The 24,005-nt window shown below is 36.6% G+C and carries 20 protein-coding genes and 1 tRNA gene; 5 read left to right on the top strand and 16 right to left on the bottom strand.

Translation table 11 applies throughout. The features are described 5' to 3' along the window. Position 1: 1 nt before the first annotated feature. Positions 2-652 carry a TetR/AcrR family transcriptional regulator gene (locus tag KHA87_RS00290; RefSeq protein ID WP_213092140.1) on the top strand — a complete coding sequence of 217 codons (651 nt, stop codon included), beginning with the start codon at positions 2-4 and terminating at the stop codon, positions 650-652. A gap of 1,804 nt (positions 653-2,456) precedes the next feature. Here the strand turns inward: KHA87_RS00290 and KHA87_RS00285 are convergent. Further along, on the bottom strand, positions 2,457-3,338 hold the full coding sequence (locus KHA87_RS00285; RefSeq protein ID WP_249310023.1) for an iron-containing alcohol dehydrogenase: 882 nt from the start codon (positions 3,336-3,338) through the stop codon (positions 2,457-2,459). 2 nt (positions 3,339-3,340) lie between these two features. Here KHA87_RS00285 and hxlB point away from each other — a divergent pair, with 2 nt between their 5' ends. Then, positions 3,341-3,841 (top strand): 6-phospho-3-hexuloisomerase, encoded by a 501-nt coding sequence (hxlB, locus tag KHA87_RS00280; RefSeq protein WP_481748329.1) that lies wholly within the window; start codon positions 3,341-3,343, stop codon positions 3,839-3,841. A 111-nt stretch (positions 3,842-3,952) separates the two neighbouring features. Here the strand turns inward: hxlB and KHA87_RS00275 are convergent, their stop codons facing one another. The 7 genes from KHA87_RS00275 to KHA87_RS00245 form a co-directional block, all read right to left on the bottom strand. Beyond that, positions 3,953-5,086, bottom strand: a complete 1,134-nt coding sequence (locus tag KHA87_RS00275) for a zinc-dependent alcohol dehydrogenase (protein WP_213092139.1) — start codon at positions 5,084-5,086, stop codon at positions 3,953-3,955. 488 nt (positions 5,087-5,574) lie between these two features. Beyond that, positions 5,575-6,072 carry a DUF1062 domain-containing protein gene (locus KHA87_RS00270; RefSeq protein ID WP_213092138.1) on the bottom strand — a complete coding sequence of 166 codons (498 nt, stop codon included), beginning with the start codon at positions 6,070-6,072 and terminating at the stop codon, positions 5,575-5,577. 515 nt (positions 6,073-6,587) lie between these two features. Next, a complete protein-coding gene (locus KHA87_RS00265; RefSeq protein ID WP_213092137.1) occupies positions 6,588-7,142 on the bottom strand; it encodes an NADPH-dependent FMN reductase in 555 nt (184 codons plus the stop codon). A 271-nt stretch (positions 7,143-7,413) separates the two neighbouring features. After that, positions 7,414-8,580: a sporulation protein YhbH gene (gene yhbH, locus KHA87_RS00260; RefSeq protein WP_213092136.1), complete on the bottom strand. Its 1,167-nt coding sequence runs from the start codon at positions 8,578-8,580 to the stop codon at positions 7,414-7,416. 498 nt (positions 8,581-9,078) lie between these two features. Beyond that, positions 9,079-10,974, bottom strand: coding sequence for a PrkA family serine protein kinase (locus KHA87_RS00255; RefSeq protein WP_213092135.1), 1,896 nt, complete (start codon positions 10,972-10,974; stop codon positions 9,079-9,081). A 479-nt stretch (positions 10,975-11,453) separates the two neighbouring features. After that, a complete protein-coding gene (gene trmL, locus KHA87_RS00250; protein WP_213092134.1) occupies positions 11,454-11,927 on the bottom strand; it encodes a tRNA (uridine(34)/cytosine(34)/5-carboxymethylaminomethyluridine(34)-2'-O)-methyltransferase TrmL in 474 nt (157 codons plus the stop codon). Positions 11,928-12,161: 234 nt separating this feature from the next. Continuing rightward, the gene (locus KHA87_RS00245) at positions 12,162-13,028 is read right to left on the bottom strand and encodes an amidase domain-containing protein (RefSeq protein ID WP_213092133.1); all 867 of its coding nucleotides are present in this window, start codon (positions 13,026-13,028) and stop codon (positions 12,162-12,164) included. 373 nt (positions 13,029-13,401) lie between these two features. Between KHA87_RS00245 and KHA87_RS00240 the strand changes: the two genes are divergently transcribed. Then, complete coding sequence (locus tag KHA87_RS00240; RefSeq protein ID WP_349305541.1) at positions 13,402-14,346, top strand: DUF3231 family protein; 945 nt, start codon at positions 13,402-13,404, stop codon at positions 14,344-14,346. A gap of 439 nt (positions 14,347-14,785) precedes the next feature. Here the strand turns inward: KHA87_RS00240 and KHA87_RS00235 are convergent, their stop codons facing one another. Beyond that, on the bottom strand, positions 14,786-15,253 hold the full coding sequence (locus KHA87_RS00235) for a hypothetical protein (protein WP_213092132.1): 468 nt from the start codon (positions 15,251-15,253) through the stop codon (positions 14,786-14,788). A 271-nt stretch (positions 15,254-15,524) separates the two neighbouring features. Between KHA87_RS00235 and KHA87_RS00230 the strand changes: the two genes are divergently transcribed. Then, positions 15,525-16,148: a CGNR zinc finger domain-containing protein gene (locus KHA87_RS00230; RefSeq protein WP_213092131.1), complete on the top strand. Its 624-nt coding sequence runs from the start codon at positions 15,525-15,527 to the stop codon at positions 16,146-16,148. Positions 16,149-16,629: 481 nt separating this feature from the next. Then, positions 16,630-16,965, top strand: coding sequence for a DUF6054 family protein (locus KHA87_RS00225; RefSeq protein ID WP_213092130.1), 336 nt, complete (start codon positions 16,630-16,632; stop codon positions 16,963-16,965). Between the two features lie 198 nt (positions 16,966-17,163). Here KHA87_RS00225 and queG read toward each other — a convergent pair whose 3' ends face one another. The 7 genes from queG to KHA87_RS00190 all read right to left on the bottom strand — a co-directional run bounded on the left by queG (position 17,164) and on the right by KHA87_RS00190 (position 23,898). Further along, positions 17,164-18,294 carry a tRNA epoxyqueuosine(34) reductase QueG gene (gene queG / locus KHA87_RS00220; RefSeq protein WP_213094180.1) on the bottom strand — a complete coding sequence of 377 codons (1,131 nt, stop codon included), beginning with the start codon at positions 18,292-18,294 and terminating at the stop codon, positions 17,164-17,166. Positions 18,295-18,392: 98 nt separating this feature from the next. Further along, positions 18,393-18,466 (bottom strand) — tRNA-Gly (locus KHA87_RS00215). Between the two features lie 140 nt (positions 18,467-18,606). Continuing rightward, positions 18,607-19,356, bottom strand: a complete 750-nt coding sequence (locus tag KHA87_RS00210) for a GTP cyclohydrolase II (protein WP_213092129.1) — start codon at positions 19,354-19,356, stop codon at positions 18,607-18,609. A 277-nt stretch (positions 19,357-19,633) separates the two neighbouring features. Beyond that, on the bottom strand, positions 19,634-20,614 hold the full coding sequence (locus tag KHA87_RS00205; protein WP_213092128.1) for an ABC transporter permease: 981 nt from the start codon (positions 20,612-20,614) through the stop codon (positions 19,634-19,636). After that, positions 20,611-21,522 (bottom strand): ABC transporter ATP-binding protein, encoded by a 912-nt coding sequence (locus tag KHA87_RS00200; RefSeq protein ID WP_213092127.1) that lies wholly within the window; start codon positions 21,520-21,522, stop codon positions 20,611-20,613. The genes KHA87_RS00205 and KHA87_RS00200 overlap by 4 nt, the downstream gene beginning before the upstream one ends. Further along, entirely contained in the window at positions 21,519-22,322 is an 804-nt protein-coding gene (locus KHA87_RS00195) for an SGNH/GDSL hydrolase family protein (RefSeq protein WP_213092126.1), read from the bottom strand. Before KHA87_RS00195 ends, KHA87_RS00200 begins: the two co-directional genes overlap by 4 nt. Positions 22,323-22,707: 385 nt before the next feature. Beyond that, on the bottom strand, positions 22,708-23,898 hold the full coding sequence (locus KHA87_RS00190; RefSeq protein ID WP_213092125.1) for a sensor domain-containing diguanylate cyclase: 1,191 nt from the start codon (positions 23,896-23,898) through the stop codon (positions 22,708-22,710). Between the last annotated feature and the right edge of the window lie 107 nt (positions 23,899-24,005).

Below are 24,005 nucleotides of genomic sequence, written 5' to 3'. Positions count from 1 at the left end.
ATTGACTGGTTCAACGGAAAGAAATTATTTTGATATGGAGTTGGAACTCATCCAAAATCCCACTAAGATTAAAATTCTAGATACTTCTATTTATTTGTTTTCCCGGAATGGGTTCAATGGTGTCTCCATTCGTGATATTTCTAGAGAAGTGGGAATTAAGGAAAGTTCCGTATACAAACATTTTAAAAATAAAAAGGAAATACTTGAAACAATTTTCTTAAACTTTCGCAAAGAGGCCGAGAAAATTTGCCCACCGGTGATCATGTTGGAAGATATCCTAGCTACAATGAGCCCAAAGCAATTTCTAGAAAAAGGATTATTGAACTTCATGGATCATATCAACAATCCGATTATGCGGAAGATTTGGAGAATAATTTACATCGAACAATACCGTGATCCGCTAGCCAGAGAGATCTATTTAAACGATATATTAAGTACAACGATTAATTTCCTGGAAAAAGCATTTAGAATCATGCAGGATAAAAACCAAATTCCACCCTTGGATCCAAGAACATTAGCGGTCGAATATCAATACCCGATCTTCACGATGATTACAGAATACATTTTACTGAGCTTTGATAATATAGATACTAGTGATGTAGAGCGTAAAATGTCCAATCATATTGAGTTTTTTTGTAAAGCAATTTTATAGTGAATTTTATCTCGAGAATCACGTTTTCAAGATTGCTGGCGAATTAAATTATGAGAAAAAACATCAGCTATAACCTTAAAAGTTTAAAACTTATGGTTATAGCTGTTTTTTTGAACCGCTATTTATTTTTTTGTGAATTTGACTACAACATGAAACCTCATATACTTATGGTACGGTTCACCACTATTAATGCTGAACTACATCCTCCATAATCTGGACCTTATATGCAAAACGAGAACTACTCTTTACTAAGGAATAGCGCCCGCTAGTGGAAGATTAAGATCATGATTATGATTGTTTCCTTATGTTTGTTTAACTAACGCCCACGTTAATTTAAGTACAATACTTCACAACCACATTTAATATATTTTCAATCAGATTTTTATATATCTAATCCTTTCATTCAATCAAATTGTGACGATTTGGCAATTATATATCGAAAATTTTAAAAATATGATTCTTTCAACTGCTTCACTCGGAGGAAATGGTCGTAAAAGCTATTGGAGAATTTAAAAACATGACCATAATCCCAATCTTGCTTACTATAGTCCTTTTCCAAAATTTAACCTCAGTCGGAAGTTCGTTCCCTCGTTTTGCTGCTGTAAAGGTAGACGGTCGATAGTCGAAACCAACTTGATTGTAACCTAAGGTTATACGTTTCTTGAACTCCTTAGAACTTTAATCAATTTAAGACCAGGCAGTAATCCTCGTATAAAAAATGAGGACGCCCTAGGTCAAACAAGATGTTTAAAGCATGTAAAAAAGTTAGCATATGTCAAATCATGATGCGATTCGGTTCGAAAAATGATAGGGAACTGGGCTAATTCCTCCAGAACTCCTTGTTAAACAAACCCGCCCTGTAAGCTGAATAGTACAAAGAAAAACAGCTCCCCTACAGAAGCTTTAACTTACAACCTATAAATAAGAATTCACGAAAAGTTTTTTAGTGCGATAATAATTAGCATTGAGAAAACAACTATTAATAAAAACATAACTGTATTACCTATTAAAGCTATCCACCGAACAATGCCTTTATGAATAAAAAAAGAAGTTACAAAACCTATTATGGAAAGAAGTAAAGCACTTAGAATAATAGCAGGTTCCCATTGGTCTCTAATTTTCATTATTAAAATTAATACAATAGATAGAAGTAAAGCTAAAAATGAGTAATAATTCCTCATATCCTTTCCCCATTTCAAAAATTAAAATGTCAATCGCCTCTCTAACATATTTTTAAAATAGGTAAACATGAAGTCTGAGATAAGCTAATAGTAATACATTAAAGTCATTTGCTTTATTATATGTTCGAATACAGAGGATGAGAATGATCTATATAAAATACATTACATGGTTTCACTTATAAACCATTTTTATAGTCACAATCACGAAAACCAATTTCTAAGTAGTTCAGTTTTGAAGTAGACAACAAGAATAACATTGAAAATTCCACAATGGAACACCATTTTTGGCACTTTGAAACACTATGCGAACCAACTTGTTAGTAAATTGTAATTTTCTAGATTGTACAAAAATCCAGAAGCGATATTCGTACCAACCAGTTCATTCTCTTTATTCATGTTCATTCATTACTTTCATATTTAACGAAATAATCTACGTTCCCACCAGTAATGATACAGAGGATGTTTTATCCATAATATTTGAAACTTGATTCTGTAATAATGTTGCAATCTTAAAGCACTAGAGCCAGTAAGACATAAATAGAACAACAGCCGTTCTTATGTTAGAACGGCTGCAAAAAGGGAGGTGCATATTATAATACCGGATAGAGTGTATGATCTTTTATTTAGAACGTAACCTCCTGGCCATAAAACGCGGCTACATATAGTTTCTTCATATCTTCTACAGATGTTTCACGTGGATTTGTGCTTGTACATGGGTCTTGTACAGCATTTGCCGCCATTTTGTCTACGTGTTTATTAAACATCTCTTCAGATACTCCGTATTCTTGAAGGGTATCTGGTATTTCCATTTCATGGTTTAAATCACGAATCCAAGAAATTAATGAATCCACTAGTTCTTTATTCGTCTCGCCTACTAGACCAAGTCGTTTCGCAATCGCTGCAAATCGATCCTCTACTACCGTACGATTAAATTGGATTACATATGGTAAATAAATCGCATTGGCACAACCATGCGGAATGTCAAAAGTCGGGCCGCTTTTGTGTGCGAGGCTATGCACATTTCCTAGTACAGCATTTGCAAATGACATACCAGCCATCGCTTGTGCATAGTGTACTTGTTCACGAGCTTTTGAATCACCATGGTAAGAAGACAGAAGATTGTCTTTTAGTACCTCAGCTGCTTCAATTGCTAATGAATCCGTGAAAATTGTGCGCGGCTTGGCTACATATGCTTCAATCGCATGAGTCACTGCATCCATACCACTATAAGCGATCAAATGTTTAGGCATGTTTTCGACCAAAATAGGATCAATAATAGCAAGATCAGGAGTTAACTCGAAATCTGCCAAAGGATATTTGATGCCTGTCTTTTCATCTGTTATGACTGACAAATTAGATATTTCAGCAGCCGTTCCACTTGTTGTTGGAATTCCAATGAATTTTGCTTTTGTACGTAGGTTTGGTAATGTGAAAGGACGAGTTGCCTCTTCAAAAGTTAATTCTGGATGCTCATAAAATAGCCACATTGCTTTTGCAGCATCCATAGGTGTTTTCTGATGAACAAGCAGAGATATTGGTAAACCAGATTTTAAAGTCCAGCAAAATCTTTGTGGCTGGTGCTGGCAGATCCGGATTCATGGGTAAATCTTTTGTGATGCGAATGATGCACATGGGGATTGATGCCTATGTGGTAGGTGAAACCGTAACAGCCAACTTAGAAAAGGGCGATCTATTAATCATTGGTTCAGGATCAGGAGAAACCAAAACGTTAGTCGCCATTGCCGAAAAAGCGAAAAGCTTAGGAGGTACAGTGGCCGCTATCACCATTTCTCCTGAATCCACAATCGGAAAATTAGCTGATATTATTGTTAAATTACTGGGAGTAACGAAAGATCAATCTGCCGGTGATTACAAGACCATTCAACCAATGGGATCCCTTTTTGAGCAAACAATGTTGTTATTTTATGATGCCATCATCTTACGCTTTATGGAGAAAAAAGGCTTGGATTCAAATAAAATGTATGGTAAACATGCTAATCTCGAATAGAAAACAGTAAAAATTTGCAGAAAAGACCACAATTTAATTGTGGGCTTTTTTGTATAATCTCCCTTTATCTTATACTTTAAAGTCAAAACTTATTTTAGAAGTATTATCCTATTAAGGCTTCAATACCACTTTTATACATTCATCCTCATGATTGTTAAACAATTTGTAACCCTGACTGGCTTCTTCTAGGGACATTTTGTGAGTGACAATCTCCTTAGGGTCAAACTCATTATTCGTTATTTTTTCGTATAATTCAGGCATTAAATGAATGACTGGAGCTTGCCCCATCTTTAAATTGATATTTCTAACCCAAAAAGCCCCTAATGGAAATACATTATAATTTCCCCCGTATATACCTGTTAATTGTACCGTTCCAAATTTCCGAACAGCTTTTGTAGCAATTTGAATTGGCCCAAGGGTTCCACCCTGAAGTTTTAGTTTTTGCTCGATAAACTCTAAAGGTGACTTCTTTCCATCCATACCTACACAATCAATAACTACGTCTGCTCCTCCATGAGTAATCTCCTTTAAATGTTCCCCCATATCGGGATATTTTGTGAACTCAAATACCTCCACATGATTCATCTTTTTGGCATGATCCATCCGATAATCCAAATAGTCGATAGCGATCACACGTTTAGCGCCTTTCATCCAAGCAAATTTTTGCACCATCAATCCAATCGGTCCACATCCAAGTACAATAACGGTGTCGTTCGGTTTTATCCCTGCATTTACTACACTCCAATAAGCTGTAGGAAGAACATCGGATAAAAAGAGAAGTGATTCATCTTCTAATTCACATGATTCTGGAATCACAAAGGGGGTAAAGTTTCCAAAAGGAACTCTTAGATATTCAGCTTGACCTCCCGGATAATTACCGAACTTCTCTGAAAAACCAAAAAATCCTCCTGAATCATAATGTGGATTAGCATGATCACATTGGCTTTCCATGTCATTCTCGCAATAAAAGCAATGACCGCATGCTACATTAAAAGGAATAATTACGCGATCCCCCTTTTTCACCTTCGTTACTTCTGGTCCTACTTCTTCAACAATTCCCATCGGTTCATGACCAATAATGTATCCGGGAGGTAAGGGAAAGTTTCCTTGATATAAATGCAAATCGGAACCACAAATCGCAGTAGAAGTAATCTTTACAAGAATATCATCTTTTTTCTCTATTTTTGGGTCCTCTACATTGCTAACCTGTACACGATTGGGGCCTTGATAAGTTACAGCTTTCATAGTTCGCAGGGTCCTCCTCCTTATTCCTTAACATTCTCATCTCGCATTCCTAACTATGTTTGGCTGAGTAGGTAATTATTATACTTAACACACCTATAAAGCACTAAGTAATGGGAGATTCAAGCATTTCTTGTACAGGAGTGGGGGACCATTTATCTTCATTACGCGGATAAATATGATTTATTGGGGCAGTTGGAGCAGTGGAATGGTGGTGTAAAAATGGAATGCCATTGTCTGCCCGTGTTATGGCTGAACAAACATGGGCATTGTTGGATAGATCTTGAATAAAACCGGTGTTTTGGTGTAATTTGGCTTGTTGCAAAAAAAATAGAGCAGTGTTAACTCACTGCTCATTATAAGAAGAGGCATCTAAGTGGAAGCTAAAACATAGATTGTGAATCCAATCATTTAAACAAAACAGCCCCAATAGTTAATTTAAAATATCCTATTCACTCATTTTAAAATTTAGTTAGGTTGCTAAATGTTTTTCATCCAATGTAAATGGAAATACATTCTCCCTTATACAATCTTGAACTAGGTTTAATGACTCGTTCATTTAATTGAATCGTTCCTTTTTCAATCTTTTCTATGATCTGTGATCGACTCCAATCCTCAATTTGGTTTGCAAGCACTTTATCAATTCGATGTTTTCCTATCACATCATCTAATACAATGTGTATTATCTTTATTTCTTGTTCCACTAAGCTGGTTATTGGAATGGCTGACAAAACGGAAGATTGTTGTTTCTGCTCCTCCATTTCAGCAACATGCTCTGAGAACGTTTTATATATAGCTAACTTTTTGTTCCACGTATGATTTTTTTCACATTTATAAATCGTATATTGGTATATACTTTTTCCGTTTGCGTTATGCCTTCGCACATGTGTGTCCGTAAAAATGGATAATTTCCCACACATTTTGCAGTGCTTCTTTACATATTGTTCTGATATTCCAGATAGTTTCCAATGGAATGTTATATTTGACATTAATCCTTCACCTCTTAATAAGATAAAGGAACGCAAGCATCTATTTGGATAACTTGCAGTGCAGTATAATATTAAATGGAAAAATAAAAAAGGAGATCCTACACAAGGACCTCCTTTCGCATCAAGACTACAGGGTTGCTTGGTTCCTTTGTAATGAGAAAAATGGGCATACTACCCCCTTAGAAAAAACCATTGTTTTTTCGAGGGTGATGCTATCCAATTTATTGATCATTACAAAGTAAATATTGGCATACTTGTTCCCCTGTATCCTTTCTATCCAAATAGAGTTACTCTCATTTTACCACATAATAACATTTAAATGCAGACATTTCCTTTCTTCCAGCCTAAATAATTCCTTAAAATCTTTTAAGCTCTCATTAAAGGCAGCCTGATGGTTTATTTATATAATTCACCTTTTCATTTTTGGTAAATACTTTTCAAAAAAGAAACAGGGATTTACTAAAATAAGAAAAGCATCGAAAGAAGTTTATCCATACCTCACTGTTTTTATTTTGTTATACTTGATGTCTCTTAATCAAATCGACAAACGCATCAACGAAGGATTGCAGAAATTTAACCGTTCCTTCGTCTTTAATTTGGCCGTTTTCATCCAATAAATCAGCTACATTTCCAATATAAGCTTCAGGTTGTTGAAGTATTGGCATATTTAAAAATACTAGAGGTTGACGTAAATGGTGGTTAGCACCAAAACCACTTAATTTACCAGGGGATTGGCTGATAATTGCGGCTGGTTTGCCATTCCATACACTTTCTCCATAAGGACGAGAGCCCACATCCAATGCATTCTTTAAGACAGCAGGTATAGAACGGTTATATTCAGGAGTTACAAATAAAACAGCATCGATTTCCTTCATCTTATTCCGAAAGGTAGAATATTCCGATGGGGCATTGTTTTCATCGTCAAAATCCTGATTATATAATGCTAAATTTCCTATTTCTACAAATTCTGTATCATATCCCTCTGGGAATAAAGATGCAACATCAGCTGCAAGTTTTTTTGAAAAAGATTCTTTCCGAAGACTACCCACTAAAACACCAATTTTTGCCATTATACATTTTCCCTTCTAATTTTTTTAATTTGGACAATTAACATAGATTTCCTATTTATTATCTCCCTGAGTATTGCTAGTCATTCTTTCAAAAAATGGCTTACCTCCATTAATGACGCCGAGAACTTTTTAAATTTTTATTTTACTCGGGTAATAGTCTTCGTTTCTCCGGTCTGACCTGGTTAGATTTAACGTTTAATTTATGTATCATTTTTCACATTCTTATATACAAAAAAACTACAAGCCATTATATAACTTGTAGTTTACTTCCCTATATATACGCCTTCTCCTCTTCCTTCTGGAAAAAGCTTTTCATCGCATAAAAGACATCTGATTTTTGCTTTAAGATATAATATCGGAATTTATCGTTTTTGACGTTTTTATAGGCTGTCATGAGAGTGCTGTGGCGATTATACTGGTTCACTTCACCATATCCGAACATATTGGAAACCTTCATTAATTCTTCCACGAGTTTTACACATCTCGCATTATCAGAGGTTAGATTATCACCGTCTGAAAAATGAAATGGGTATATATTAAATCTGGCAGGATCATATTTTTCTTCAATTAAGCCTAACGCTTTCCGATAGACGGAGGAACAAATCGTACCGCCGCTCTCACCTTTTGAAAAGAAGTCCTCCTCGGATACAACCTTTGCTTCCGTATGATGGGCAATAAATTCAATATCAACGGATTGATATTTTGTACGAAGGAACCTTGTCATCCAGAAGAAGAAGCTTCTTGCAATATATTTTTCCCAGACTCCCATACTTCCGCTTGTATCCATCATAGCAAGAACCACTGCTTTTGAATCAGGTTTCTCAATTTCATTCCACGTCCGGAATTTTAAATCCTCCGGTACTATCGGATGAAAGCTAGGTTTGCCATTAATGGCATTGCGCTTAAAGGCTGCCATCATCGTTCTTTTCTTATCAATATTTCCCATGAGCCCTGTCTTTCGGATGTCGTTAAATTCGATGTCCTGAACCGTATTTTCATCTCTCTCTTTCCTCTGCAGATTTGGAAGTTCTAACTGCTTAAATAATGCTTCCTCCAGTTCCATTAGAGAGACTTCCGCTTCATAATAATCCTCGCCCGGCTGGTCACCGGCACCTTCGCCTTTACCTGGTCCTTTCTGAGGATTGCCATCACGAGCTACTACATCCCCCACTTTACTATCGCCGTCCCCTTGGCCGACATGCTTGTTTTTGTCATAGTTATACCGGATTTTATATTCATCTAATGATCGAATTGGAATCTTGACCACATCACGGCCATCTGACATGATGATGCTTTCTTCCGTAATAAGATCTGGCAGATTATTGCGGATTGCATCTTGTACCTTCTCCTGATGACGCTTTTGATCATCATGTCCTTTTCGATGGAGGGACCAATCTTCGCTTGAAATCACAAATTGTTGATGTTCTGATTGAGACATTTGATTTACTCCCCTCCTATAAAAATTTTTTGAAAAAAGTGTCACAAATATTGAATGTCTTGCATACAATATGTTGGTTACCAAATTTACGAAAAAAAAGTAAATATTGATTACTCTATCCTATGCAGGAAATTATAATTATTTACAAATAATTATGATAAATGTTCATTTACCTATCTGTTGGACATGCTTATTTTTGGAAATAAGAGAGGTAGGAAAATACTCCTACCTCTTTTTTAGTGCTGTCCAGCTACAAGTGAAATTGGCACTTCAAATTTCACCAGCGATTTTCGATTAGCAAACTTCCGGTCTCCTACCTACGATAAGTCAGCATCATGTGAAATTACACTACTAATTTCACTCGGTGAAATTACACTACTAATTTCACTCGGTGAAAATGGTAGTGCAATTCGTAAACTACCTAAGCACGGTTTCCTTTCTCTCAGTCGAAGCCCTTCAGTTTGTACGTCGATGGACAAGGCGCCTTCGCTTTTCTAACTATCTATTTAACAAACTTCCAACATAGCGCAGTAATTCATTGGCAGAAGTAGAATTATAGCCATGCTCATCAATCAGACGAGCAACCACTTCGTTAATTTTCTTCAACTGAATTTCATCCGGTGTTTTGGTGGAAGTAGTGATTTTCACTACATCCTTTAAATCGGCAAATAGCTTCTTCTGGATTGCTTCCCGCAGGCGATCATGTGAATTATAGTCAAAGCGTTTGCCTTTTCGGGCATAAGCAGAAATTCTAATTAAGATTTCCTCTCTGAATGCTTTTTTTGCATTTTCCGAAATGCCGATTTGTTCCTCAATGGACCGCATTAATTTTTCATCTGGATTAATTTCTTCCCCTGTTAATGGATCACGAAGCTTCGCTTTATTGCAATAGGCTTCAACATTGTCTAAATAGTTATCCATTAGTGTTTTGGCGGATTCTTCATAGGAGTAGACAAAGGCTTTTTGAACTTCCTTCTTCGCCAGCTCATCATATTCCTTGCGAGCAAGGGAAATATAATTTAAATACTTCTCCTTCAATTCTGTCGTAATGGATGGATGCTGATCCAGCCCCTCCTTCAAGGAGCGAAGAACATCCAGTGCATTAATCGATTGTACTTCCTTACGAATGATTGTAGACGAAATTCGGTTAATGACATAACGCGGATCAATTCCGCTCATGCCTTCCTCCGGATATTCCTTTTTTAATTCCTCTACATCTGCAGAGTTGAATCCTTCTACACTCTCCCCATCGTATAGCCTCATTTTCTTCAGAAGATCAATATCTCCACGCTTCGGCTCTTTCAAACGGGTAAGAATGGTAAACATGGCTGCGACCTTTAATGTGTGTGGTGCAATATGAACATCTGCCACATCACTTTCATTAATCATCTTTTCATAAATTTTTTCTTCTTGGGAAACTTTGAGATTATAAGGGACAGGCATAACGATGATACGTGAATGTAATGCTTCGTTTTTCTTATTGGAAATAAAGGAGCGATATTCGGTTTCATTCGTGTGCGCGACGATTAGCTCATCCGCACTTATCAGAGCAAAACGCCCTGCTTTAAAATTACCTTCCTGGGTTAAGGATAAAAGATGCCAGAGAAACTTTTCGTCGCATTTTAACATCTCCTGGAATTCCATTAATCCTCGGTTTGCCTTGTTTAATTCACCGTCAAAACGGTAGGCGCGGGGATCCGATTCAGAGCCATATTCAGCGATGGTGGAAAAGTCAATGCTTCCAGTTAAATCCGCAATATCTTGAGACTTCGGATCGGACGGACTGAACGTTCCAATTCCCACACGGCGGTCCTCTGAAAAGAACACTCTTTCAATCATGACATCTTCAATCTTCCCGCCATATTCCTGCTCTAATCTCATTAAATTAAGCGGGGATAAATTCCCTTCTACCCGGATTCCATATTCCTCATAGAAATCTTGACGGAGGTGGCCTGGAATTAGATGCAGCGGATCTTCATGCATTGGACAGCCTTTAATCGCATATACGGCCCCTTTATCCGTGCGGGAATATGCCTCCAGCCCTCTTTTTAACATGGTTACTAATGTCGATTTTCCGCCGCTGACAGGTCCCATTAATAGCAAAACCCGCTTTCGAACATCTAAACGTCTAGCCGCGGGATGAAAATATTCTTCTACTAGTTTTTCTAATGCTTCCTCTAGTCCAAATAATTGTTTGCTGAAAAATTCATATTTTTTCTTACCGTTTACTTCACCGACACCAGCATCTTTAATCATATTGTAAACACGGGAATGCGCCGATTGAGCAATCCATGGCCTTTCCTTTAACAGCTCCAAATATTCAGCAAATGTCCCTTCCCAATATAGCTTTTCCTCTTCTTCACGGTAATGTGAAAGTCGTTTTAAAATATCCATATAGACCTCCCCTTGTCACTTGTTAAGAGACGATTTATATACTTTATGCTTTTAGCGAAGTGAACATGAATGAAATAGACGAGAATAATGCGATAAATATTATGGAAAAATAGTGTTAATGTAGAAGAAAGGATTGTCAAAAAATTGTTAGAAATGAAATAGAAGAACGTTCACTTTTATTATAAAATGGTCTATAATATCAATTAGTGCATGTACTTTGGGCAAAGGAGGCGTACATATTAATGAAAACTTTAATCATTTTGCTTGGAATCGTCGCATTTCTAGCTGCAATCTTTACTGCAGGCTATGAAGATAAGCCAGGTGTGAATAAATAATAAAAGTGGAAGCGCCTTGATTATCGGCGTATGGATTTTGGAGTCTTTGACTTATCGTTGGGAAAAGACGTAGAAATCCACTAGCCGATAGGCGCTAACTAGACAGAGATGTATAACAAAAAAATCTTCCATTCGGAAGATTTTTTATTTTAATCCTGGATAGCCTTGCTGCCTTAATGCTTCGTATACTAAGATTGCAGCTGTATTGGAGAGATTCAAGGAACGGACATTATCATTCATTGGTATTCTCAAAAAATGATCTTTATTTTTCTCTAATAGATCCTTTGGAAGTCCTGTTGTTTCCTTGCCGAACATAAAATAATGATCTTTTGTCACATCGCTGAAGTCAAAGGACGAATGCGGCTTCTCCCCGAACGTTTCAATATAATAGAATTCTCCATTTTGATTTTTAGAAAAGAACTCATCTAATGAATCATAATAGGTTATATTTACAGAATGCCAGTAATCCAACCCAGCTCTTTTTAGCATTTTATCATCTGTTGAAAAACCAAGCGGCCGGATTAAATGCAACTTCGTATCGGTTGCAGCACATGTGCGGGCAATATTCCCCGTATTTGCAGGAATCTCTGGTTGATATAGTACGACATGAATTGCCAAGAATGGTCACCTCTAAAATTATTTAAGGCACTTTTCTTATACTTTGTTGCTTTCGTAAAACGAAATCCTATGTCAATCTTATTTAAGTTAAGAACGAATACTTTTTAAGAAAAGATGCCCCGAAACAAGATCTAATTTAGTATTTATAATCATATACGAAAAGTAACAATTATACTAAAACAGCCTCGTCTTCCCTACCCATTATAGCATAATACTTGAAATACCTTTTCCATTTTAGCCATCTACAATAGTAAAAAACTTATATTTTATATTTGGAGTGTATGCTGAGGAATCCTCATAAGCCCAATATCTCATACGACTATTATACGTATGGGCATTAACAAGTGGCATTCCAAACGCATCCTTGCCAGTTACAATCGTATTATGATCAAAACGTCCATCGCCTTGAAAATCCAAGCAAATAACATCCCCTAAGTTTAATTCATCTGGAGAACTGACTTGCTTGGCACGTAGTCCCGATTTCGAATTACTTAAATATAGCATCAAAGAATGCGCGGCCGCCCAACTATAGCTATAATTATTATTTTGCATCCACCAGCCCTGTCCTCGATTCGGATAGCCTCTCATTGGTGCTCCCCCTTCATGCAGACATTGGGAGATGAAATTCGTGCAATCCACATCAAACTTACGATATTTCGGATTATAGCTGTTCCACCATCTTTCTGCATATTGTACAGCCCTTAACCTGTCATAGGTGTATCCTTTTCTATGTTCCTCCCCTATGGACACGACTGACGATGATGATACATCTTCCTCCTGTAAAGAAAAATCAGCAAAAATTTCGTGATCATCGTATAAGCGTTCACGAAAAAAGGTTGCTTTTCTGGTTTCCATCTCCTCTTCCATATACATCTTGTCTTTTTGTTTAATTAGATACTGCAGATGTACCAGATATTGTAGATAGGTTTGGTTATCCTCTTCTTGTTTATCCTTTATTTTTACCTGCGCCTGCACCTTTACAATTTCTGCATTTCGCTTTGACATCAGTTCTTTTTTTCTATTTATTTTTTCATCGTTTCCTCCCTTATGGACCACTTGCTCTAATCGGGATTGCAGATGCTCTTGAAGCTGCGATTTCATGTATACTCCCTCCTTCTATAAAAAACATATGAAGGAAGAAGGAAAAACAAAACAAGTATGCCTATCCTATTTTATATAATTAAAAACAAGTTATGATTTTTGGTTCAAGGGCAGTTTGTAAATATACGAATGGTGCACTCTAGTTAAGATGTTTTGTGTTCTTTAAACCTTTTTTACAGCCAAAACCAAATATCCACTTCTTTATATTGGAGTGGATTAATTTCAAATTAAGAAACCTGTTTGTCTTCCCTCATGAACTGTCGAACAAATTTTTAATAACGGGGTTGGTATTTTCACAGCATAACCAGACACTACATATTAAGGGTAGCTTAAAGGAATGCTAATTATAGCATTTCTATTTTGGAGGTCATCTATGGAGGTAAAGGAGAACCAGATACGGTTAACTGCGGGTGAAATCGCTCAACTTTGGGTGCAATACTTAAATGATAGCGCAAGCATATGTGTCCTCACATATTTCTTAGAAAAAGCAGAAGACAATGAGATTAAACCTATCATTGTATATGCGCTAGAGTTATCTAAATCACACATTAAAATAATAACAGCTATATTAACAGAGGAAAAAAATGTAATTCCTCATGGTTTTACCATGGAAGAGGATGTTGATATAACTGCTCCAAGATTATATTCAGACGGTTTTGTGCTTAATTTTATACACCACATGTCTAAAATAGGTCTTATCTTATATAGCGCTGCTGTAGCAGCATCTGTAAGAAATGACATAAAAACCTATTACATGAACTGCCTTACAGAAACAATGGAATTATATAAACGTTCAACGGAATTATTATTATCGAAAGGATTGTTTATTCGATCTCTTAACCTTCCTAATCTAGAGAAGAATGAATTTGTGAAAAAGCAGTGGTTTATGTTAGATGTTATTGGAGAAAAAAGACCGTTAGTTGCTTCTGAAGTCGATAATTTATTTACGAATCTACAAAGAAATGCTATCGGAGTATCAACACTTACTGGATTTTGCCAGGTTGCACAGGATAAGGATGTAAAACAATTCCTTTTAAAGGGTATAGAAATTGGAAACAAACACATTAGATTATTTAGAGGGAAGTTAGAGGAATGCAAACTTCCTACACCGATGGGGTGGGATGCAGAAATAACAAATAGTACCACACATACTTTTTCTGATAAACTCATCATGTTCTTAACATCCGGTTTGATTTCTATGAGTGTTGGATATTACTGCACAGCTGTCGGTCAAAGTCCCAGAGGGGATCTTACTTCTATGTATAACAGGCTATCCTTGGAGGTTCAATTGTATTCGGAGGATGGAGCCAATTTATGATAAAAAATGGCTGGATGGAACAGCCTCCAATGGCAGCCGATCGTGATGAATTAATAAGAAAATACGATCCATTATAATCCTCTGTTCAATTACTACTGCGTATTTACAGTAAGGGCTTATTTAATGGAACAATCAGTGACATTATATAGGAGTTTATTAAGGAATCTGAATTAAATTACACCATAAATCGCAGGAAAAACGTGGAAAGACGAGATTATCCTTAGAATTCCGGTACCAATTTTCATGTTACTTCCTTAGGTAATAATCCCCCGGAATCGACTGATATGGCTGAATATCGGGGGATATTATTTTTGCCGCTTCTTGAAATGGGTCTTATATTTTATAACTTTATTAGTTCCACAGTCAACTCGACTTTAATCTGGATCAGCGACTCGCCTTGAGAAAGCACATCATTGAATGATCAAACATTATGGCAAAGCTACACCTTGACTACTTTTAACATTTGGCGAATGGCACCAAGATGATATGCTGAATGCGCCAAAGAAGATAATACTTCATGGGCCAGTAGTTCATCCCATTCAATAGCGTCAATCGCTTCCATAAGTGTTAAGTATTCATTTCGCAATTCTTCCTGGATTCGGTTCCATTGTTGTTCATCTACTGTATGAATATCCCAACTCTTTCCCCAATCCATTTCCGGTTGTTTCCCATTTTTTAAGATTTCATTGGTTCCCCACATATGATAGCAAACGTGATCGATATGCGCAGCCAATGTTGTTTCGTGAACTAACATGGAGGCTTTTTCACAAGACATCCCCTCTATTACACCGAAAATTCCTGAATTCGGTTCAGAACTTGTGAACCAACTTCCCTTTACAGGAACTGGGGGGCCTTCGAATGTTTCCTTTACCATCGTTTTAACCGACTTTCTTAAAATTTCGCTCATGCCATGCCCTCCAATAAATTTTGTTATGCTTCACACAACTGCCAATTGAAATACCAACCGCCCTACATACAAGTAAGATACTTTTGCAATACGATTTTCGAGTGAAATCGGTATATTGTTTCCAGATGCATATAACCTTCTATAATTGTTTAGATGGTTATATTATGGAGATATTGATTCTAACTGTCAATACCTTTTATAATGGTTATAGATAAAAATTCAAATTTAAATTGCCCGGACTGTCAAATTGGGAAAGACAAGGAGAAGTTATATGTCTGATATAAATAATGATGTACACAAGCCTGGTATGCTCGGTGGCCGTTTGTGTTTGGATTTTGCCAATACAGTAAGTTGGCACGATAGCAGTGAGAAATCACAGGAGTTACTGACGAGTTATGAGAAGCTGGTAAACTGGAGTTTGCATGCCGATATTCTTAATAAACAACAATCGCTTTCACTACTAAAAAAAGCAGAAAATCATCCTTCTCAGGCAACAGAGGTCCTCCAACAAGCTATTAAGCTGCGGGAATCGATTTACCGAATTTTTAGTCTAGCATCAAACAATGAAACACCAGCATCTGAAGATCTTTCTATTTTGAATGAAGCCATAGGTAAAGCTTACGCCATGATGCAAATAGTTCCTGGTGATCATAAATTTTCATTGGAATTTTTAAATGGTGAAGAGAGATTAGACGGAATGCTTCCACCGATTGTTCAATCTGCTATTGACATTCTTACTTCTGAAAAAGAACTAAGTAGGGTGAAAAAGTGTGAAGGGTATCCATGTGGTTGGCTGTTTTTGGATACTAGCCGCAATCGCAGCAGACGTTGGTGTTCGATGGCAGACTGCGGGAATCGTGCAAAAGCAAAGCGATTTTATCATAATAAAAAGTAATAGGGATTTTTTTCGTTTAAAATACTAACATCTTTTCAAACATTGGCTACACCAGCTTTACAAAATAATAAAAGTTTATCACTTCAATTAACTAGGTCTTTAATTGAAGGTACTTTGAAAATTTGTTGTAAAAAAAGAACTTGATGTTGTTGGAGTATATAATGTTATACGACAACAAGTATAGATGTAATCAGGTATTCTCTCTGTAGTAAGAAGTAGAGTCAATTCAGGTTTGGCTAAATCCCGAGTAAGCTCCATTTCCTGCTTCGCATGTAGTATTTTTTAAAAAAGTAATCATTTCTTTCGCTATAGTAGCGTTAATCCTTCTTGGATTAACGCTTTCTTTGTTAACGGAGTAAGATTATCCATTAATAATTTACTGTTAAATAATGTTCCAAAAATGGAATACAAAAAGGAAACCGAGGATATTAAAAAATCGTATATATAGCGAAAGAAGTATTGTGGGAAGGATGAGCTAATCATGGCAAAGTATGAAAAGACCATTACTGGTCAATTTGAAGAGGTAGTTAATCATTTGGAAAACGATATTGGTAATAGTGGTATAAGTATGAAATTAGTGGATGAAAGCAACTACACGATTGGAGATACTAAATTAGCAGTTCGAGTGTACGATAAATATTTTATGAGAAATGGAAACAGAGCCAGTTTGAGTCTTACTGTAGTGGGTAATAACAGTAATATTTTTATTTCAGCGATTGGTGCTGGCGGAGGACAAGGTGTTTTTTTAAACTTTAGTCTTGGTGCCGAAAGTGATATGGTGGCAATTGTGGAAAGAAGTATAGAGCAAATGGAATAATACTAATTGTATGTCTAAATCACAGTTTCTACCTATTGTGAAGTTCTGGTCTTATGATTGGAAATTGTTAAGGAAAATCCTTGATAATTGTTTTAGTAAAGGTAGAATTTTATATAAAAAGGATAGACGCATCCAGGTTTCCCAACTGTGCATCTATCCTTATCTTTTCATCCCTATATGATGTGTGGTGTCATTGACTTAACGCAATTTCAATAAACCTTCCTCTACTTCTTTAAGTACTTCTGCCTCTGTTTCCTTCGATTTCGCTTCTAATAGTGCATCTTTTGCCTCATCGCCGCCAATTTTGCCTAAAGCCCATGCCGCTGTTCCTCTTAATACTGGTCTAGGATCATTTTGCAGCACTGCAATAATTTCCGGCACTGCAGATGCCTCTTTAAAGTGAGCAAGTGCAATTAAAGCATTTCTTTGTATCGGCTTTTTCCCGCGCCAGGAACCGGACATTTTTCCAAAGCTTTCATTGAAATCACGGTTGCTGATGGATAGAAGCGGAGTCAATTCTGGCTTGGCTAAATTCGGATCTGGCTCCATTTCTTCATGAAAATGAAAATCGATTCCCTTATTTTTCGGACAGACCGTTTGACATGTATCACAGCCATATAAGCGATTTCCTAATTTCACCTTGAATTCTTCCGCTAAGAATCCCTTTGTCTGAGTTAAAAAAGCTATACATCTTTGCGCATTTAACTGGCCACCCTGTACCAATGCCCCAGTAGGACAGGCATCCAAGCATTTCGTACAGCTGCCGCACTGATCCTCCATTGGAGTATCTGGTTCGAATGGTATATTCGTGATCATTTCGCCTAAATATACATAAGAGCCGAACTCAGGTGTGATAATGGAACAATTTTTTCCGCTCCAGCCAATCCCTGCCCGCTGAGCAACTGCTCGGTCTACCAGCTCACCGGTATCCACCATGGACTTACATCTTGCCTCCGGATAGTACTCCATTATGAAAGCTTCCAGCTTAGCAAGCTTGCCTTTCAAAATAGTATGGTAATCTTCTCCCCAGGAAGCCTTGCAAAAAATCCCCCGTCTTTGACCTGCTTTCCCCTTAGGAGCATCATTCATTTTCGAAGGATAGGCAAGAGCAATGGAAATAATCGATTGAGGCTTATCAAATATAAGGGACGGATCCACTCTCTTTTCAATATCCTTCTCCTCAAAACCTGATTGATATTGCAGCTCCTGCTGTTTCAAGAGACGGCTTTTCATTTCTGTAAAGGGATCCGCGGTTGTAAATCCAACTTTATCAATTCCAATTGATTTGCTGTATTCCATGAGATCCTTTTTAAACTGTTGGAAGTTCATTATCATCACCTCGATTCTCCTAAATAAATCGTAATATAAAAACGCAATATCCCGTTTTTCTAGAAAACGAAATACTGCGTTGGTTCAAAAGTTATGTATGGAGCGGGTGATGGGAATCGAACCCACGACAACAGCTTGGAAGGCTGTAGTTTTACCACTAAACTACACCCGCATTTAGGTTTCAATTATTTTCCGACAATCTCTTGTCGACTTTTTTATTATACAAGCATAACAAAAAATTTTCAAGTGTTTTTTCATATTTTTTTAAGAAAGTGTTCTTATCAGCTAATTAGATAAGAACACTTCATTGAATTAAATACTTGTTCCGCTTAATTTCTTTGCGGGAATATGGCCAGATTTTTGCACCTTTGTTTCTAGGTAATCTTTATTGAAATCAGATATATCTCCCCAAAGCGGGATATGTTGATCTGCTGATAATCCGTATTGTTTCAATGCATCCAACTTCTTTGGATTATTTGTAATTAATGTTACAGGCTTTGACCTCAAAAATTGCAATACCCTGATCGGTTCTTCATAGCTCCGTATATCATCAGCAAATCCTAGTGCATGGTTAGCTTCCACCGTATCCAAACCTTCTTGTTGAAGAAGATATGCAAATGATTTGGAAAATAGTCCTATTCCTCTTCCTTCATGGTTAGCAAGATAAAAAAGTGCACCGGCTTTGTTCTCAACGATCATTCTCATAGACTGGCGTAGTTGATAGCCGCAATCACAACGCTTGCTTCCAAAAATATCACCTGTATGACAAATGCTGTGCATTCTGATTAAAGCATTGTCTGTCTGTTCAAAGTCACCATATACCAATACCGATGATTGCTGTAAGGAAGCGAGATTCATAGATGGTAAGGAATCTAAAATATCCTCTTTGCTGGATAAAGTATCCTCCAGCAAAATCCATGTATACCATTGGAAATGAATAACTTGATCATCCAATTGAACCGGTAAATGTATAGGACCGACTAAACAAATATCTTTTTTATCATTTTGCGAAAGAATCGCCATTTTATCTTTAAGAAGCTCTTTTACTTCTGTTGAAATCATAGTTATCTCCTCTTTTAGATATACAGTATTTAATCTTGAAAATTTATTTTACTGTATTATTTTGACGAGCGAATGTATTATAGCATATTTTCTAAGTGAATATTATTTTTTTGCTTTATCATTTTTTTAAAATTGAAGAGGAAAAAAACCTTCCAATTCGAAGCCGATCTGTATTCAGGAATGAAAAGCCGGAAGAACCAGTTATAGAATTAAAGGAGCATATCGTTTCTCCTAAATATTAAGAAAGAGCAGTTTGGTATGAACTACTCTTTCTTGTTTAATATACATCTCTTCGATTAAATACAGCGAAAGAAACGATTAATCCCGCAATCATCCATACTAACAGTACAATAATGGAAAACCCAAGTGTCATCCCTTCTATTGGAGGCTTTGTTCCATTAACATAATCCGTTAGCTGGAGATTCACCATAAATAAGTATTTAGCACTTGTCCAGGAGGAGACCATATTAACCAAAATGGCTCCAGCAATTAGTGAGGCAAGCATTACTCCCATTACCGCGGCAGTGGTACGAATTAATACCGAAAGCATAAATGTAAGGGTACCAACCACTATACATACAAACCAGACAAGCCCAAACTCCATTAATATGTATTTCCATTGAGCGATTAGATGCACATTGGTTGTAATCAGGTCTTCTCCCTTTGTAACAAATCCTGTCAGCATCGGCATATTCCAGCCTCGATATCCAAAGATTATTCCTGATATCGAATAAGTAAGGATCCCAACACATAAAACAATAAAAGAAATCGAAAGCAGTAAAGCAATATATTTACTTAATAATATTTTCCATCGCTTGACCGGACGAGTTAGCAGCAGTTTGATCGTTCCTCCGCTAGCTTCTGCAGAAACAAGATCTGCAGCCACTACCATTACTAACAGAGGCAGAAGCAAGTTAATGGCATTTTCCACAAAAACTCTCATAAACGTAGGAGCTCCCGGAGAATTAGGATTGATATTATGATTCAAATAATATTGCTGCTGGGTTAATTCGATTTTTAAATATTGGGCAATATCCTCCGGCATTCTGCTAGAGCCAAGGCGATTTTGTATATCTACAATCTGTTGTTGAAGCTGAATCCGCCAATCGGAAGTACCAAGCTTTTTTTCAATTGTTATATTCTGCTTATATTGGGCATAAGTAAAAATAGGTACAAGAAATGCGACAATCAAGATAATAACGAATAAACGTTTTTTGCGAAATATCTTTAGCTGTTCATTAAAAACAAGGTTAATCATGTGTGCTCCCCTCCTGTTAATTCGAGGAATAGATCTTCAAGAGCAGGAAGCTTAGTCTGCATTTCCTTCACTTTAATCCCTGCTTCGACCAGCTTTTTATTCCAATCCGCTACTTTTTCCTCTACATAAGGGGTGATTAAGGAATGATCCTCTCCTTCTCTCACATCCGTTTCCTCTTGTAAAAGCTCTTTCGCTACTTGGACAGGCTCAACCTTCCAAATAACCCTCTCTTGCTCAGCAAGTAGGGATTCTACCGAGTCGATGCGGATAATCTCACCATTCAACACAATTGCCACCCTATCACAAAGAAGCTGAATCTCACTAAGCAAATGCGAGGATACGAGGACGCTTAACCCTTCATTTTTGGCAAGAAAACGAATGAATTCTCTCATTTCCCTAATACCAGCTGGATCCAAGCCATTTGTTGGCTCGTCCAAAATAAGCAGGTGGGGATTTCCTAATAATGCTTGCGCAATACCAAGCCTTTGCCTCATTCCAAGAGAATACGTCCCTACCCGATCATGAATACGTTCGGTTAATCCTACTAAATCGGTTACTTCTTGAAGTCGATTAGGGGAAATGGAGGGATCCATGCGGGCAAAATATTCAAGATTCTCCCATCCAGATAAATATGGGTACAATTCAGGGTTTTCCACTATACAGCCTAGATTTCTCATCGCTTCCTTGAAATCCGTTTGAACATTTTTTCCGGAAATTAAAATAGTTCCGGAGGTTGGTCTTATTAATCCAACAAGCATACGAATGGTCGTTGTTTTTCCAGCTCCATTAGGACCAAGAAAACCAAACACTTCCCCACGGAATAATTGAAAGGATATACCTTTAATAATTTCCTTTTTTCCAATTGTTTTGCGTAAATCCTTTACTTCAAGTGCCGGGATATCCTTCACTTTTTCTCCCCCTCACTAAATGTAATTAAAGAAGCAACCCGCTCTCCAATTAATTTATATCCAGCTGCATTGGGATGAAATTTATCACTAAACAAATAATCATTCACATGGAGTTCAAAAAGATCAAATGTTGGTACATAGATGACTGCTTTGTAGTTTGCAGCCAAATTGGCTGAATCAAAATTCCATTTCCGAACAATAGAGGATGTGAATTTCGATTTTTCCATATCGATAAATGGATTGTATAAACCAACATGGAAGATAGTTGCATCCTTATTGATAGAACGTATTGTTTTATAAATTTGATTCAAATTTTTTAAATATGGTTTTTCGGCTTTTTTCATATACGTCGCGTTGAGATTTGTTATGGCCTCTCCACCTTGAAATAAATCATTCCCGCCAATAGTCAAAAGAATAATATCCGCATCCCGTAATTGCCTCTGAATTTCTGCCCCTTTCAGCTGAGAAATTAGCTGTGAGGATGTTTGACCTTTTATTGCACTGTTAGATAAGAGAATGGATTTTTTCGTTTTCTGCTTCAGTTCATCTGTTAAGTATCCAATATATCCTTTTCCTTCAGGATCCCCAGTGCCACGTGTTAAGGAATCACCTAATGCGGCAATTTGAAGCTGCTTTGTCGATTTTGCAAGATTATCCTCCGTATTCACTTGCTTTTGAACACTTACTTTTCCCTGTGAGCCTATTAATTGATCATTCAATACCCAACCGAAGCCGAAAAGAAATAGCAGTGCGGAGATTACCGACACAATCGTAATGATATTAATCGCAGATTTTTTCATCCTACCATCCCTTTCCTAGCAAGTTATACATACTTTTCATTTTTAACAAAATAGATATGTTTAAAGCATCAATAGATCATTTTTTCAAATTATCTTTCGGTTTATCATCCAATTGATTTTTCCATTAATGATAAAAGGGTACAATTTTGAACTGTACCCTTTAAAAAATTATTAAATATACTTGCTTGGCATTTTTATTTGTGGTTAATTTCGCATATTGTTGTTTTTGTGCATATTGGTTATTAATCATAATATCGTCTTAGCTTAGGGCATCTTTTCTTAAGAAGTGTATTCTTTCCTTACCAAGAATTAGGTCGATACAAGGATTTTCTTCTGAAAAAGCAACAAAGTTTAAGAAAAGAGCCTTATTTGAAAACGAAAATTTCTAATTGCTCGCAAAAACAATTTGATTTCCGCCTTGCTTTTTTGCTGAATAGAGTGCTGTATCTGCCGACTTCTTTAAGGTATCAACAGTAGTTCCATCTTTCGGATAACTGGACACACCTGTACTGATAGAAACAAATATTTGATTACCTTGAACAGTAACAGGGTGAGCTGCATAATAATTCATTAGTTTTACAAATAACGAATCAATTACTTGTTCTGATTTCACAATAATCATGAACTCATCACCAGCATATCGGTACCCTTCAACGGTATCATTACAAATACTTTTAATTCCCTCGGCCAATACTTTTAAATACACGTCTCCTATATCATGGCCATAATGGTCATTTACTTCTTTCAAGCCGTCGGAATCAATCATAATGAGCTTGTTCATGCCATCGCTTTTACCCAATAACGACGTTAAGTCGTCATGAAATGCTCGGTAATTCTTTAAGCCGGTTAATTCATCCAATTGGGAGATTTGATATATTTGCTCATACAATCTTACAGATTCAAGTGAACTAAAGACCTGTGTACCGATTATTTGCAGTAACTCCTCATGCTCTTTCCGATAGGCAAATTCCTCATAGCATTGTGCAGAAATAACACCTTTCACTTGATTATCAATAATAACAGGAACATAAAGACATGACTGCGTTACTCCAGCCTCTTGATCTCCTAAAAGAACATTATATTCCTCTTCTACTCTAGTTTCCCTATGATGAATTATTCTCCTTGCTCGTATTGCATCAGAAGTGTGATTATCGCCAAATTCAACGGTAACTGTAGGATACTCTTTTCCCTTATCTATCATAAAGGCGATGCGAATATGTGAATCTCCTTCATTATATATGGCAATATAGAAAGAATCTGTCGGCATTACCTGAGACACCATTTCATACGATTCTTTCAAAAGGATTTCTTCACTTAAAGTCTTGCTGCAAATCTGTGCGAAATTTTGCAAAATTCTATAGTGACTGTTAAGCCATGTTAACCGTTCTATCTGATCTTGAATTCCTTCTAATTGAAGATAAATATTATCCAAAAGACCTTCCTGACTTTTACCTTGAATAGCCCCTTTTAATTCCAAATAATCAGACTTGGAAACTAATGAATGATTTCTATTTAAATCTCTTAACAAATCCAGTGTAATTTGTAATCCATTCGTATTACCGTCATACTCTACCATAATAAACACATCCACTATTTTTTTACTGCAAATTCAAAGTAGTTTCTTATAATATTATACGTTTTTCGAAATATTCATTCAAGTCTTCGGCTCATTTCTTTCATTTC

It is taken from the genome of Bacillus sp. FJAT-49736, from assembly GCF_018343615.1.
Classification (GTDB): Bacteria; Bacillota; Bacilli; order Bacillales; family Bacillaceae_C; genus Margalitia.
Note: the sequence above shows the minus strand (reverse complement) of the source record. Positions and strands in the feature narration are given on the sequence as shown.